Genomic DNA, 13,971 nt, shown 5'->3' on the forward strand with positions numbered 1-13,971 from the left:
AGGAAAGGGTGACGAACGTCAGCTCATATTTTTTGCTTTTTCCTTTCTCCAACGTCGAATCATATCATGGACTTGAGCCCCATTAATTAATGTAATATTTAGGGGACCTGCGATTTCTATTGCTGTCTTGGTAAAATGGCTTGTTGTGACAATCCAAGCGTCATAGCAACCGTACACCTGCTTGCCAGCCTTTAATCGCAGCACTATGTCATTTCCTACGTTCTTTTTCCAGCGTTTGCACTGTACGGCGATCTTGTAGCCTTTCTTATCTTGGAGAATCAAATCAACCTCGTTATCCCCTGAACCTCCAACCCTTTCTACTTGATACCCCTTGTCTCGGTAATAAGCTTCCATTAATCTTTCAAAGTCCGGTCCGGAAAGGGAATCAATATCTGCGGTTAACAACTCTTGATCCGTAAGTGGCTTACGAGATTGTTTTTCAGTTTTGTGATTTCTCTTGGTTAGTTCTTTCTTTGCCCCATTCTTTTTTTGCTTTGCTTTTCCTTGATTGTTTACCCTAGCTAACCAACTTCCAATGATTACAGACAAGACGAGACTAACGCCAATAGAACCGAAGAAAAATAGGTAGCCAAGATTATAGGCAAAGCAAATTGATGCCGAGGAAATAACGAGTATCCCCCGTATCAGGTTTTCAATATTCGTTAATTCTTTTTTTGACCATTTCGCCATAAGATGTCAGCCTTTCCGGTGCTACTGAACAAGTTAATCATCTGTCGTCAGGCACGATTTTTGAGGGTGAATTTGCAACTTGGATAGTTTGAACATCCAATAAATTTTCCGTATTTTCCATTCCGTTCAACTAATTCTCCGCCACAAGAGGGACACAGATTATTTTTTATACGTTGATTACGGATTTCATTTTCTTTTTGCAATGTTTTGGCGTGTTTTGTTCTCGCATCCTTATCCTGCAAATTATATACGGCGAGCTTCCGAACAATGGCTTCTCGATCTGCTTTCGAAAGGACGGGATCTTTGTACGAAAGGATATTTTTAACGAGTTGACTAGTATAAATGACTGTTGAAGAAACACTCACTTTCAGAGTAGCTCTGCCGCTAAATACTACGATGGGGATGTAACGGATGTTTTCAAACTCCGATAAGAGAGCTTTAAGTGCTTCCACATGTCCTTTGTTTTGCCAAATTGGATTGAATAGTCGTGCTTTCTTTTTATAAATGGTTTGTGTCCAATATTGGGAATTCTCCGTACCGGTGATCCAACCTTTATAGTTTTTTGTTTCAATCACAAAAATACCGTAAGCTGAAATGACAACGTGGTCGATTTGTGTTGTTTTTCCTTTTGTACCAGGAATGAGTAGATCATTAACGAGATAATATTCATTTGGATCGAGTTTTTTTAGGAGAAGTTGCACAGTTTTTTCTCCGACAAATCCTTTTACCGACGGATGCTTCAAAATAAAGGCGATGATCAGCAGAATTATCAGAAGCGTATAAGTAAACGCCATGTTTGTGCCTCCAAACTTTCATTGCGTCAATGGAAAGCTGCTAAAAAATCAAGGCTTCAATGGGAGCAACGTTTGTTATCCCGGGAAATTAATAAGCTTGTATACCAAATTTCAGTAATTTTTTTGGAAAAACGTCATCTAGATTTTGAATATCTGCATCCGTCAGTTCGATAAGATGAAACCCATATTTTTGATAGATGTCCAACTTTGCTTTTTTTCTGTCGAGGTATTTTGGGTCATTTTCCATCCCCCAATATTCGATATAAACCTTTCCTATGGGGAGGTAGAAATCACAATACACATCCTCTTCGATCGGCAATTTTCGTTCGTAGGCATGGACGATTTCCGACATATACAACCAATTATCGATGATCATCTCCGCTTTCGAACGCACAAAATGGCCATCAGCGGTTCGATGCTTCGCTTCAAATTTTTCCCGAAAACTTACATCGTTTTGTTCCTGCACCTCGTCTTTTTCTTCCATAGGTTCACCAATCAATTGCTGAAAGGTTTCAACAAGACGCTTGTTTTTTAGGATGCTCTCCGGCCAGGTTACATAGGGGATTCCGGTTTTTTCGTACTCCAACTGCTTTCCGCCAATGCTTTTGCCTAAATTCGTTAATATCCATCCTTTCCTGTCTCTTTCTACCCATCCTAGTTCCGACAGAATCGGATTAATACGAAACTTGGAGATGTTAAAAATTTGACTCAATGCAGTGGCGTTTATAAATTTTGTCTCCGGTTTATGAAATGACTCTAGAAAATCCTTGTCTTCATGAATGTTTTCCGGCCATACAATCCAGGTTCCTCGTATAGAGTCCGATCTCAATTGTCCATCTTTCATTTTTCCTTTTTCCGTCAAACACCAAGTATCATTTTTTCTTTCAATCCAGCCCATTTTCATTAATAGAGAAAAAAGCTCACTGGTGGGAATGTTTATTAATTTTGAAAGAGCGGTTGTTGAAATGTACTTCGTATTACCCATTTCCTTCCTCCTGAAATACATCCCTGTAGTGCAGAGGGAATTATTGTTCATAAAAAAACTAGTTCAAATTACATGGTTCGTCAAAATAATACTAAAACCTTCATTATTTGGCAAAATAACTGTAAAGAAGTGGTTTTTTTAACCATAAAATTTCGTAACCTAGTACCTTTCATTGGTTCTACTTACTTAGGACTGATGGTATAAAAAGAAAAGGGACGCGGCCCGGTGGTCATTAGTATCGACCAAGGGTTCACGTCCTGCTATTTGTATGGGTTGCTTTGGAAGGCAATCACGGTAATGTCTCTTGTCTTTCTATTAGCGGCTATGCGCTTCTTCAGTTGCTGTCATCCTTATTCACAATCGCAAGGATCTGATGATCCTCCCATTTGCCGTTTATCTTCACGTTTTCCTTGGCGATGCCCTCCTTGTGGAATCCTGCCTTTTCCAATACCTTCATCGATCTGAGGTTGTGCGGCATGACGCCGGCCTCAATCCGGTGCAGCTTCAGCTCGTCGAAAGCATACGATACTACGAGACGGACGGCCTCTGTCGTATACCCTTTCCCATTGTGCTGCTGGTCGAGATAATAGCCGATCCAGCAGCTTTGCAAAGGGCCGCGTACGACCTCTGACAGAAATACGCTTCCGATCAATTCTCCTGATTTTAGCAAAAAAATGCCAAAGGAGTAATACTGATCGAGAGCCATCCTATCATTGTTTTTGTTTATCCGGTCCAGCTGTCCTGCCAACGTGTAAAACTCCGGTTCGCGCAGAGCTGTGTAGGTTTGAAAAAAGTCCCGATTCCGCAGTTCCAGATCGAGCAGAGCTTCTGCATCTTCGGCTTCAAACGGTCGTACAAAAATCAGATTGCCTTTTCGTTTCATTTGGTCGGCCTCCCTTTTTCAAAGAAATAAAAAACACCACAGGTACTCCCTGTGATGCCGGACAGCAAAACGATGAAAACCACAGGGAAGCGACCCGTGGCGTTTTCTTTTGAGAAAATGCTAATCAAAGGATGACGAGTCGCATGGATATCCAATTTTGGACAGACCTCTCCCTTGGTTAGCTGCAGAAAAGAAAACGGCAGTCGAGTACCCGATGCCTTTGGACAACGACAGAAGCGATCTTTTTTTCATCAGCGGCACTCTCCTTTCGCGTTTTCTAAATTGTATGATAACAGGTAAAGCTTCTCGGCGCAAATGATGCTGCTTTCATAAAAGGGCGGCCGTAGTCAGTAACGTCTTGCTCAATAAAATGAGGCTGCAGCAGCAGAGAGTGTCTTGTCAAGCAGAAAATGACTGTAGCTTGACAGTCGAGCTTACGAACCGAACGCACAAAGAGGGAGCCTTCAACTGCCCGGGACGGATCGCTTGCTCGTCACATATTCCTCCTGAAGAATCCCCATATGGCAAATGTCATGCCAGCGACCATCTCGATAGAGACTCTGACGTGAGCGGCCCTCGTCCTTGAAACCAAGCCTTTCGTACAGTCTGATCGCTTTTTCGTTAAAGGAAAAAACACGCAAGGATACCCGGTGCAAATTCAATTCCAAAAAGGCGTAGTCGAGGAGGAGCTGCAAGGCTTCCCTTCCATAGCCTTTGCCCCAACATTCCTTTTCTCCAATATCGATGATGCATTCCGCGTTGCGGTTTTTGTAATCCAGGTTGATCAGCGACGTAATCCCGACCGGTTTTCCCGATTCCTTGTCGACGATGATATAGCTCTTTCCGGAAGGCGACCCCAAGATCACCTGGTTTACAAACGAGGCTGTCTCCTCGAATGTAAACAGATCGAGAGTCGGACTGGTTGATTGCATGACAGCAAGGTCGTTTCTCCATGTATGATAGACGGCTGCATCATCGGGGGTCATTTTTCGCAGGCGAACTCTTGCGGATTCAAATAGCATCAGGCTTTCTTCCTTTCCTCTGTTTTATGAAGGGCTTGCTGTTTCTTCGACCGGGCAAAGCATTTCCTTCAGCGAAAACAAAAGCACATCGATTTGAGCGCTCACCCGCGTCTTTTCCTGGCCCAACTGAAAAGTGTCCAGCATCAAGCCATCGATGAACGAGATCAAATACAGAGCAATCGATTCGGCAGGCAGGCGGGGCTGAAGCTCCATCCGGGCTGTCCCCTTTTGGACAAAATCGACGATCGCTTCGGCCATACGCTGGTAGCGGTCCGTCAAATAGCGGCGGCTTTCATTTTCCGGTTGGCTGTGGATGGATAAAAAAAACTCCGAATTGGCCAGCAGCAGTGAGCGTTCGATGGCTTCGATCTCTTTTTTCTGCTTTTGTATCCAGCTGGTCAGCTGCTGCCAGGCTGTGGACGTATCGTCTGGATCGAAGAAGTGCAGTTCTTGTTCATCCTCGTGCCGCAGCAGCTCGCGGTAGACATGCTCGATGTTGTCGAAGTAGGCGTACAAGGCCCCTCGCGAAACTCCGGCTTCATCCATGATGTCTTGCATCGTTGTCCGGGTGTAGCCCTTTTTCATGAAGACTTGCTTGGCGGCACGGAGCAGTTCCAGTCTTTTTCGATTTTTATAGTCCTCGCTTACTCTTGGAGCCATAAGCACTCCTCCTTTCGCAGGGGATCATGTTTGTAAAAAGGGAGAAAACGCAGGGTAGATAAAGTATACACTCATGTCGTTTTTGTGATTATAAACGACACTAATGTCGTTTTTCAAGCGCAAGCTCTTTCTGCAACAGGAAGCCCAGGGCAAGCTCGATCATAAGAGCAAGAAAAAGGATGAATGTGATGATCTTCCTTGGTAAAGTTGTTCTATCTGCTGCATCCTTGAGAGGCATTGCATAAGAGCTGAGGCCGGGGTGCCACGTCGCATGAAACTTCCCAAAAAGGCAGGAGCTGAACGATGACGAATCATGTGAATCTCACATTTGACGAGAAGTGGGAAATTATTTTGGCCTGTGATCGCTCATATGACGGGTTATTTTATCATTCGTGCCGTAAAACCCCTTGCTTTAGCTATGGGGATATAAGGAACTTTGCTCTATATCCTCGTTAGGGGATGCTAAGAGCAAACAACAAATAGTTCTTTTTTGCATCGTTGTTAGATGTGTACCACATATCTAACGAGATGTGGTATCATTAATCATAGGTGATGGTTTTGAGTAGATCAGTGGAAAGCAACCACAATATCATATTTGACTGTAAATATCACGTTGTCTTTTGTCCAAAGTATCGTAAAAAGGTTTTGATAGAGCCTGTAGACATTCGATTAAAAGAGCTGTTTCTTGAAAAGGCGATGGAGCTACGTACCGAAATTGTTGAAATGGAGATCATGCCTGACCACGTTCATTTACTCATCAAGTGTGACCCAAAATTCGGAATTCACCGAGTCGTAAAACATTTGAAGGGCTATACATCCAGAGTGTTGCGAATGGAATTTAAACATCTCAAAAGCAGGCTCCCTTCGCTATGGACAAACTCCTACTTTGTTGCCACCGTTGGAACTGTTCAACTGGATGTGATCAAGAAATACATTGAGTCTCAAAAGGAAAGGAGTGATTGAATATGCACAGAGCGTACAAATTTCGTCTATATCCAAACAAAGAACAAGTGATGCTCATCAATAAAACAATCGGCTGTACTCGCTTTGTATTCAATCACTTCCTTGCAAAACGGAAAAATGTTTACGAACAGGAAAAGAAAACGCTCAACTACCACGAATGCCCTGCCATGCTAACACAACTAAAAAAAGAGATCGAATGGCTAAAGGAAGTGGATTCGACTGCCCTGCAATCCACATTGAAAGATTTGGATTCTTCTTACAAAAAGTTTTTCAAAGAGAAAAAAGGCTATCCCAAATTCAAAAGCAAGAAGAACCCGAAACAATCCTACACATGCAAAATGAATATCAAAGTGGAAGGAAATCGCATCAAACTCCCTAAACTTGGATGGGTTGAGTTTGCAAAATCAAGAGAAGTCGAGGGACGTATCCGATCGGCTACGATCAGACGAAATCCTTCGGGAAAATATTTTGTGTCGGTATTGTGCGAGACTGATATTCAACCACATCCGCAAATAGAACAGACTGTAGGAGTTGATCTTGGTATCAAGGATTTTGCCATTCTGTCTACTGGTGAGAAGGTAGCAAATCCCAAGTACTATCGTAAGTATGAAAAACAACTGGCGAAGTGGCAACGAATTCAATCACGTAGACAAAAAGGCGGTAAAAACCGTAATAAAGCACGCATCAAAGTAGCTCGTTTGCATGAGAAGATTGCAAATACCCGCAATGACTTCCTACATAAGCTGACAACCAAGCTGATTAACGAAAACCAAGTGATCTGTTTGGAAGACTTGCAAGTGGAAAATATGGTCAAAAACCACAAGCTGGCAAAATCCATTGCGGATGCTTCATGGTCTATGTTTCGCACGATGCTGGAGTATAAGGCGGAATGGTATGGTAGAACGATCTCCATCGTCGGGAAGCAATACCCTTCCAGCCAACTTTGCTCCACTCCAAATTGCGGATACCGCAACAAAGACGTGAAAAACCTGAACTTGCGAGAATGGACTTGCCCGAAATGTGGTACGAAGCATGATCGTGACGAAAACGCAGCCATCAATATTGAGCAAGAAGGACTTCGACTGTTGGCATAGCTAACTGAACTGTGGGACACACAGGGATAGCTTGGTGAATTTCACTCCGTTAGGAGTGACTACCCAAGAATCCCCTGCCTTTAGGCATGGGGAGTGTCAAACCGCAGTCAAAACGACGAAAATATATTGCCGTCCGTCCTGTCGGTCGAAAAAGCCGAAAAAAGAAAACGTCGTCTTCTACCAAAGCATCGATGCTGTAGAAAAGGCAGGCTTTCGCTCGTGCAAAAGATGCCAGCCCGATGTCGAGCTTCTCCGCAGATCGAGTTGGTAACCGCGGTGAAGGCGTTTTTAGTGGAGCATTATAAGCAAAAGCTTATTTTGCAGGATATAGCCAGGCACGTCGGCGTCAGTCCGCACTATTTGGAAAGACTGTTTAAACAGGTCACGGCGGAAACTCCCCGCAGCTACTTGGAGAAAATCAGAGTAGATAAAGCGGCACACCTCCTTGCCAACACGAGGCTTACGAACCTCGAAGTTTGCTACGAAGTCGGTTTTCAAAGTCCGTCCAACTTCTACAAGGCATTTCGCCATGTCAAACAGTGTTCTCCGAGCGAATATCGCAGGCTCGGGAGTTAGCACGTACTTTTATGTCTTTGCATAGTCAACGTCTTCGCGAGGGGGAACGATTATGAATTGGACCTGTCATGGATCTTCCATTGAACTCTTTCCGCCCAGGGAGTTCCATTTCGGCGAATGCCTCGTTTTTTTGGGCAGATCAGAGCTGGAGGTCCTGCATCAGATCAAAGACGGGTATTTGTACAAGCTGGTGAAAGTCGATCAAGAGCTTGTTCTCTTGAAAATCGGGTGTGCGGGTCAGACGATTCGCGTTGATTTTCCCTTGGGAACCCCGTCCGAGCAGGTGCGTGAAAAAGTGGCGGCGTACGTATGGGAATGGTTTGATTTGGAGCAAAATTTGAGCGGCTTTTATGAAATGGCCCGTCAGGACAAGGTATTGCATCAGCTTGTCCAAAACTATTACGGATTGCGGATCATTCGCATCCCCGATTTATTTGAAGCGCTCTCGTGGGCGATTATCGGTCAGCAGATCAATCTGCCGTTTGCCTACACGTTGAAAAAGCGATTTGTTGAGCAGTTTGGAGAAAAGCTTGTTTACGAGGGGACAGTCTTTTGGTTGTATCCTGCCTTTGACAAGATCGCAGCTATTGACATCAATGAGCTGCGAAGCCTGCAATTTACGACCAGGAAGGCGGAATACATCATTGAGGTCGCGAAAGCGATGGCGACGGGACAAGTAACAAAAGAAAGCTTGCGGCACATGAATGATCGCCAGCATGTGCAGAAAACGCTGCTGGGCATTCGCGGAGTGGGGTTGTGGACGGCGGACTATGTCATGATGAAATGCTTTGCTGATCCGGCAGCCTTTCCCGTAGCGGACGTCGGACTGCAAAACGCATTGAAGTCCCGGCTCGGGTTGCAGCGCAAGCCTACCGTCGATGAAATCATGGACTTGGGAGCAAATTGGGAAGGGTGGCAAGCATACGCTACCTTTTATCTGTGGAGGTCTCTGTATGAGCAAGCTGTATAAACTGGATTACGATTCGCCGATTGGTGTGCTGGAGCTGATCAGTTCGGATGACAGTGTGCTTTCCATCATGTTTCGTGAGGGAGGCGAGCCGCGGTATGCAGCCAGCGATGATACTCCCCAGGTATTGAAGGACTGCTATCGGCAGATGGAGGAGTATTTTCAAGGCGAACGCCGGGAGTTTACGTTTCCCTATACGCTAGACGGGACTGGCTTCCAAAAAACAGTGTGGGAGGCTTTGACCAGAATTCCCTATGCCCAAACGGTTGCGTATAAAGACATTGCAGCCGACATCGGGAATGAGAAGGCGATCCGGGCAGTGGGACATGCCAATAGCAAAAATACGATCAGCATCGTTGTGCCCTGCCATCGCGTGATTGGCTCGGACAGAAAGCTGACCGGATATGCGGGGGGAATATGGAGAAAGGAATGGCTGATTCAGCATGAAAAAACGTTTAGAACCGACCAGTGACACATACGATTCAATTAGGGCCCGTAACCGTTTTTTCCCCGATCCGCATTCCTTCCTCAATCACTCCCGGGCTATGGCGCATCGCAGCCAGTAGCTGCTGCGATGCTATGTGATGCACTGCAATAACGCAACCCGCTTTTGGAGCCCAATCATAAATGCCCATCTGCTTCTAAAAGTTCGTCGACTTCTTTTTTGCGGGCAGAATGCGGCCTTCCACTTTTTCATAAAACGAAAGCAATTGCTTGATAAAAGAGAGCTTCGGTACAGCCCAATAGCTGACCAGAGCGGCCAGCCAGCCGAAAAGCGCACCTGTTGCGACGTCAATCGGATAGTGGACGCCTACCATAATCCGGGAGAGGGACACGCAGATAGCGACTGCAAGCCAGAGCCATCCTTCCTTTTTGCGAACGAGCAGGAAGGATATGCAAACGGAGAAAAACAAGATCGTATGGTCGCTCGGAAAGGAATTGTCGATGTCGTGTTCAATCAGCGTATGGACGTCCGACAATACAGCAAACGGCTGGTTATGGAAGTAAAACTGCCCTGCCAACTTTCCGAGGATTTCAGCCAAAACAAAGGCTGCGACCGCCTGAATAACCATCATGCGGTTTTGATTCGATCTCGTGAACCAATACACGAGCATTCCCGCTGCCAAAACGTACATCATATATTCCGCAAAAAAGACGGCGATCGGATCCAGCGCGGCGTAATGCTTCCCCAAATCATTGATCCATCGAAACACTTCGATATGTAATTCCGCAAAGGACATGACTAGATTCCTCCTAAACTCATGCTTAATACGCAACTTTTAGGAAAACGCGTGCTCAGCAGTTTTCCTACCTAATAATTTACAGATGGAGCTTTGCTTGTGAAATCGAACTTTCTTACAAAACACCGCGTTAATCTTACATTTTTGTAAGCCACCCCACTTTTTCTCCCAAACATAGGTTCAATCGAAAATGATCGTGCGAAATGCAGGAAGAAAACAGGATAGGATACGCCTTGTATGGAAATGAAAGAGGAGATGATTGGGGGAAAATTCGAAAAAAGACGGGAGAAGGCGAAATGAACCAGAAAATCGTCGGGAAGACAAAATCGGTGGGGTTCCAAATTGGCGTAAGGAGAACGCTACCCGTCTCGCAGGAGAAAGCGTGGGAGCTTCTCACCTCGGCAGAAGGGCTGGAATCTTGGCTGGGAGCGGGCATCAGTGTCATGCTGCAGCCGGGGCAGAAATATTATTCTGACGAAGGGACAGGTGAATTCCGGATTGTCAAACCGCTCCAGCAGCTCCGCCTTACTTGGCAGAAAGAAGGGTGGCAGCGGCCTTCTACTGTTCAGGTTCGCCTAATAGCGAAGGAGGCAAACAAGACGACAATCAGCTTTCATCAGGAGCACCTTGCAGACGAGAAGGTCAGAGAAGCGATGAAAGAACATTGGGAGGCTGTTTTGGACAGGATCAGGGAAAATATCTAACGCTTTTGCATGGGCAGTTTAAATTGACGGAAGGAGACATTTCACATGGAAAAAACGGTAGAAACGCGTCCGACCCGCTCCGAAGTGCCTGTCGAATTGACTTGGGATCTCCGGGATTTATTCGCGTCTGACGAAGCCTGGGAGGCTGAGCTGGCAGAAATCGAAAAAGCCGCAGCGGAAATGGCAGCGTACAAAGGGAAGCTGAAAGAAGGGGCGAGTGTCTTGCTCGCATGCTTGCAAGCCCAGGAACAGATTTCGATGAAGCTGATCAAGGCCTGGACTTTTGCCAGCCTGCGGCAATCAGCGGATGGAACAGACCCTGTCAATCAGGCGAACTCGTCCAAGCTTTCCGCAGTTCGGACAATGGTAAGCGCCGCCTTGTCTTTTATCGATTCCGAAATCCTTCGGCTGCCGGATGGAACAGTGGAAGCCTACATCCAGCAAGAAGCAGGGCTTGAGCCTTTCCGCCGAAGCCTGCATGAGCTTCTGGAGCAGAAAAGGCACAGGCTTTCCCCGGAAACGGAAGAAGCCCTCGCTGCACTCGGAGAAGTTCTGGAAGCGCCGTATCACATCTTCAGCATGAGCAAACTGACGGATATGCAGTTTTCCCCGGTAGAAGACGAGAAAGGGAATGAATTGCCCGTTTCGTTTGCCTTGTTTGAAACCCGTTATGAATTCTCGCCCGACGCCGAGCTGCGCAAAAAAGCGTACGACTCCTTTGTCCATACGCTGCAGCAGTACAAAAATACATTTGCCGCCGTCTACGCGACGGAAGTGAAAAAACAAGTGGCCCTCTCCCGTCTCAGAGGGTACGAATCGGTCACGGAAATGCTGCTGGAGCCGCAAAAGGTTTCGCTGGAGATGTACAACAATCAGCTCGATATCATTGTCAGCGAGCTTGCTCCACATATGCGCCGATACGCCCGACTCAAGAAAAGAGTGCTCGGCCTCGAGACCGTGCGCTTCTGCGACTTGAAAGCGCCGCTGGACCCGCATTATCATCCCTCGGTCTCCTACGAGGAAGCGAGCAAAATGATCCTGGATGCTTTGCAGGTAATGGGGCCGGAGTACCTTCAGATCATGGAACGGGGATTGACGGAGCGATGGGTGGACCGCTCTGATAACATCGGCAAATCGACGGGGGCCTTCTGTTCGAGCCCGTACGGAGCCCATCCATACATCCTCATAACCTGGCAAAACACGATGCGCAATACGTTCACGCTGGCGCATGAGCTGGGGCATGCGGGTCATTTCTTCTTGGCGAACAAGAGCCAAAGAATCATGAATACCCGGCCGTCGCTCTATTTTATCGAAGCGCCGTCTACACTGAATGAGCTTCTCTTGGGACAGCATATGCTGGCAGGTACGAATGAAAGCCAAATGCGCCGCTGGATTGTGCTCCAACTGCTCGCGACGTACTACCACAACTTTGTTACCCACGCCCTCGAAGGGGAGTATCAGCGTCGCGTCTACCGCCTGGCAGAAAAGGGTGGAGCACTTACGGCGGCTTCGCTTTCCGAAATAAAAGGATCGGTTCTCTCCGATTTCTGGGGGGATGCTGTCGACTTGGACGAAGGCGCCCGCTTGACCTGGATGCGCCAGCCGCATTACTACAAGGGCCTTTATCCGTACACGTACTCTGCCGGATTGACAGCGTCTACGACTGTCGCCCAGATGATCCGGGAAGAAGGCCAGCCGGCCGTGGAAAGATGGCTGGACGTCCTGCGTGCAGGCGGAACGATGAAGCCGCTGGAACTGTTGCGGCATGCCGGTGTGGACATGTCGAACCCGGAGCCGATCCGTAAAGCTGTCGCTTACATCGGATCGCTTATCGACGAGCTGGAACGTTCCTTTGAATAGTGGCTAACAGGCATGGACGCAGGGGGCTCGTCCCCCTGTTTTTTAAGGCAGGAAAGTCGGGGGGGTTTCGTCGAACGTTCGAACAGATAGACTAGCAAAGATGTTTTTCCCTAAACCTTCCAGTTGCCTGCACTATACGGCCGAGCGACTATCGGACTGTAAATATCTTTTTGCTACGTAAGAAGATAAGAGCGTTTAAAATGAAGGAGCTTCGGATATAGTAGTAGATAAAAGAAGGAAAATTCGGATAACGAGGAGTTGTTTGATGATGGCAAAACGACTGATCCCCTATTTGATGATGGACGGAAATGCAAAGGAAGCGATTCAATTCTATCAAACTGCTTTGGGAGCGCAGTTGCTTTTCAGCCAGACCTTCGGTGAAATGCCGGAAAATCCGGAGTTCCCGATGCCGGCAGAGGCAAAGGACCGGGTAGCGCACGCAACAATCAAAGTTGGCGAATCCGAGTTGATGTTCTCCGATACGTTCCCGGGTCAGCCGCACAACGTTGGAAATCAAGTGACGATCTGCATTACAACGAACAGCCCGGAGGAAGCAAAGCAACTGTATGAAGCCTTGCAGCAGGGCGGTCAAGTCAACATGCCTCTGCAAGAAACGCATTTCAGTCCAGCCTACGGGATCGTCACGGACAAGTTCGGCGTGGTCTTCCAGGTATACGCGGAAAGTCACCACAGTTAACACTGTGCAGGTTAATTGAAAAAAGCGCATAGGGAATCCATAAAAAAGAACGGCCAGCTTCGCAGCTTTTTACAGTTGGCCGTTCTTTGTGTATGTTCCGAGCGGGCTTTGTCAGCTGTGCTTTGCCATTTTCTTTTTTTTCGGAGTGAGAAGGAAGAAAGCTGTCAGAATGCCGACTGCCAAATTTGCGGCAGAACGATTATAATGGAAAAACTTAAACCATGTCATAAAGGCTGCTAGTGTCAATTACCCGGGCAAAGGTATCCTGCAATGATGCCATAAAAGTATCATGAACGGTTTTTGCAGGAATCACTGTATCGTTCCATACCAAATCCTTGGTGGCACACGCTTCACTGAGCAATATCACTTCATAGCCCAAACGATGCGCGGTTCTCACAGTCGAGTCAATACATATGTGGCTCATCATGCCACAAACGACTAACCGCGTTACTTTCATCGACTCAAGATGTTTTTGCAATTCAGTTTGAAAAAAGCTGTCTGGCGTATGTTTCACAATCACTTTTTCGTCAGATTGGGGCTTTACGCGTTCATGAATGGTTATCCCGTCGGTATCGGGCAGAAAAAAGGCAGCCTCTTTCTCCAGAAGAATGCACTGAATATGGACAATAGGCAGATTCTTTTCGCGGAACAGCGACAATGCTTCTTCTGCGTGAGTTACCGCTTTATCGGGTTGGAATAATTCATTTCTCCCTCCTTTGAAATAATCATTTTGAATGTCTACCAATACCAACGCTGTATTCATGGTACATGGCTCCCTTCCGCAGGTTAAAGTTGTTTCTAAACAGCATTGTAATTTCAGTAAATGAAATGATGA

15 protein-coding genes and 1 pseudogene are annotated in these 13,971 nt (G+C 46.5%); 8 read left to right on the forward strand and 8 right to left on the reverse strand.

From position 1 onward, the window contains the following. Positions 1 to 18 precede the first annotated feature (18 nt). The 6 genes from NST96_RS05910 to NST96_RS05935 all read right to left on the reverse strand — a co-directional run bounded on the left by NST96_RS05910 (position 19) and on the right by NST96_RS05935 (position 5,034). Positions 19 to 690 (reverse strand): restriction endonuclease, encoded by a 672-nt coding sequence (locus NST96_RS05910; RefSeq protein WP_003391150.1) that lies wholly within the window; start codon positions 688 to 690, stop codon positions 19 to 21. A gap of 47 nt (positions 691 to 737) precedes the next feature. Further along, entirely contained in the window at positions 738 to 1,484 is a 747-nt protein-coding gene (locus NST96_RS05915) for an NERD domain-containing protein (RefSeq protein WP_003391152.1), read from the reverse strand. An 88-nt stretch (positions 1,485 to 1,572) separates the two neighbouring features. After that, positions 1,573 to 2,469, reverse strand: a complete 897-nt coding sequence (locus NST96_RS05920; RefSeq protein ID WP_003391154.1) for a hypothetical protein — start codon at positions 2,467 to 2,469, stop codon at positions 1,573 to 1,575. Between the two features lie 334 nt (positions 2,470 to 2,803). Then, positions 2,804 to 3,352, reverse strand: coding sequence for a GNAT family protein (locus NST96_RS05925; RefSeq protein WP_342405754.1), 549 nt, complete (start codon positions 3,350 to 3,352; stop codon positions 2,804 to 2,806). Positions 3,353 to 3,816: 464 nt separating this feature from the next. Further along, the gene (locus tag NST96_RS05930) at positions 3,817 to 4,374 is read right to left on the reverse strand and encodes a GNAT family protein (protein WP_003391160.1); all 558 of its coding nucleotides are present in this window, start codon (positions 4,372 to 4,374) and stop codon (positions 3,817 to 3,819) included. 24 nt (positions 4,375 to 4,398) lie between these two features. Next, positions 4,399 to 5,034 carry a TetR family transcriptional regulator gene (locus NST96_RS05935; protein ID WP_342405756.1) on the reverse strand — a complete coding sequence of 212 codons (636 nt, stop codon included), beginning with the start codon at positions 5,032 to 5,034 and terminating at the stop codon, positions 4,399 to 4,401. A gap of 552 nt (positions 5,035 to 5,586) precedes the next feature. Here NST96_RS05935 and tnpA point away from each other — a divergent pair. From tnpA to NST96_RS05960, 5 genes and pseudogenes are all read left to right on the forward strand, one after another. After that, a complete protein-coding gene (tnpA, locus tag NST96_RS05940) occupies positions 5,587 to 5,997 on the forward strand; it encodes an IS200/IS605 family transposase (RefSeq protein ID WP_152562205.1) in 411 nt (136 codons plus the stop codon). 2 nt (positions 5,998 to 5,999) lie between these two features. Next, positions 6,000 to 7,091 (forward strand): IS200/IS605 family element RNA-guided endonuclease TnpB, encoded by a 1,092-nt coding sequence (tnpB, locus tag NST96_RS05945; RefSeq protein ID WP_122957805.1) that lies wholly within the window; start codon positions 6,000 to 6,002, stop codon positions 7,089 to 7,091. 55 nt (positions 7,092 to 7,146) lie between these two features. Beyond that, positions 7,147 to 7,667 (forward strand): annotated as a pseudogene (locus NST96_RS05950) (helix-turn-helix domain-containing protein). Positions 7,668 to 7,719: 52 nt separating this feature from the next. Beyond that, complete coding sequence (locus NST96_RS05955) at positions 7,720 to 8,637, forward strand: DNA-3-methyladenine glycosylase (protein ID WP_342405758.1); 918 nt, start codon at positions 7,720 to 7,722, stop codon at positions 8,635 to 8,637. Further along, on the forward strand, positions 8,621 to 9,106 hold the full coding sequence (locus NST96_RS05960; protein ID WP_338462338.1) for a methylated-DNA--[protein]-cysteine S-methyltransferase: 486 nt from the start codon (positions 8,621 to 8,623) through the stop codon (positions 9,104 to 9,106). The genes NST96_RS05955 and NST96_RS05960 overlap by 17 nt, the downstream gene beginning before the upstream one ends. 169 nt (positions 9,107 to 9,275) lie before the next feature. On the opposite strand, the gene NST96_RS05965 is transcribed toward NST96_RS05960, so the two are convergent. Then, positions 9,276 to 9,875, reverse strand: coding sequence for an undecaprenyl-diphosphatase (locus tag NST96_RS05965; RefSeq protein WP_227278349.1), 600 nt, complete (start codon positions 9,873 to 9,875; stop codon positions 9,276 to 9,278). 296 nt (positions 9,876 to 10,171) lie between these two features. Here NST96_RS05965 and NST96_RS05970 point away from each other — a divergent pair, with 296 nt between their 5' ends. The 3 genes from NST96_RS05970 to NST96_RS05980 all read left to right on the forward strand — a co-directional run bounded on the left by NST96_RS05970 (position 10,172) and on the right by NST96_RS05980 (position 13,136). Continuing rightward, entirely contained in the window at positions 10,172 to 10,579 is a 408-nt protein-coding gene (locus NST96_RS05970; RefSeq protein ID WP_024985433.1) for an SRPBCC domain-containing protein, read from the forward strand. Between the two features lie 45 nt (positions 10,580 to 10,624). Then, positions 10,625 to 12,439, forward strand: coding sequence for an oligoendopeptidase F (gene pepF, locus NST96_RS05975; protein WP_003391181.1), 1,815 nt, complete (start codon positions 10,625 to 10,627; stop codon positions 12,437 to 12,439). 268 nt (positions 12,440 to 12,707) lie between these two features. Beyond that, positions 12,708 to 13,136 carry a VOC family protein gene (locus NST96_RS05980; RefSeq protein ID WP_003391183.1) on the forward strand — a complete coding sequence of 143 codons (429 nt, stop codon included), beginning with the start codon at positions 12,708 to 12,710 and terminating at the stop codon, positions 13,134 to 13,136. A 214-nt stretch (positions 13,137 to 13,350) separates the two neighbouring features. Here the strand turns inward: NST96_RS05980 and NST96_RS05985 are convergent, their stop codons facing one another. Beyond that, positions 13,351 to 13,899 (reverse strand): cysteine hydrolase family protein, encoded by a 549-nt coding sequence (locus NST96_RS05985; protein WP_339167403.1) that lies wholly within the window; start codon positions 13,897 to 13,899, stop codon positions 13,351 to 13,353. Between the last annotated feature and the right edge of the window lie 72 nt (positions 13,900 to 13,971).

It is taken from the genome of Brevibacillus sp. FSL K6-2834 (assembly GCF_038592925.1).
In the GTDB taxonomy this organism is placed as follows: domain Bacteria; phylum Bacillota; class Bacilli; order Brevibacillales; family Brevibacillaceae; genus Brevibacillus; species Brevibacillus borstelensis.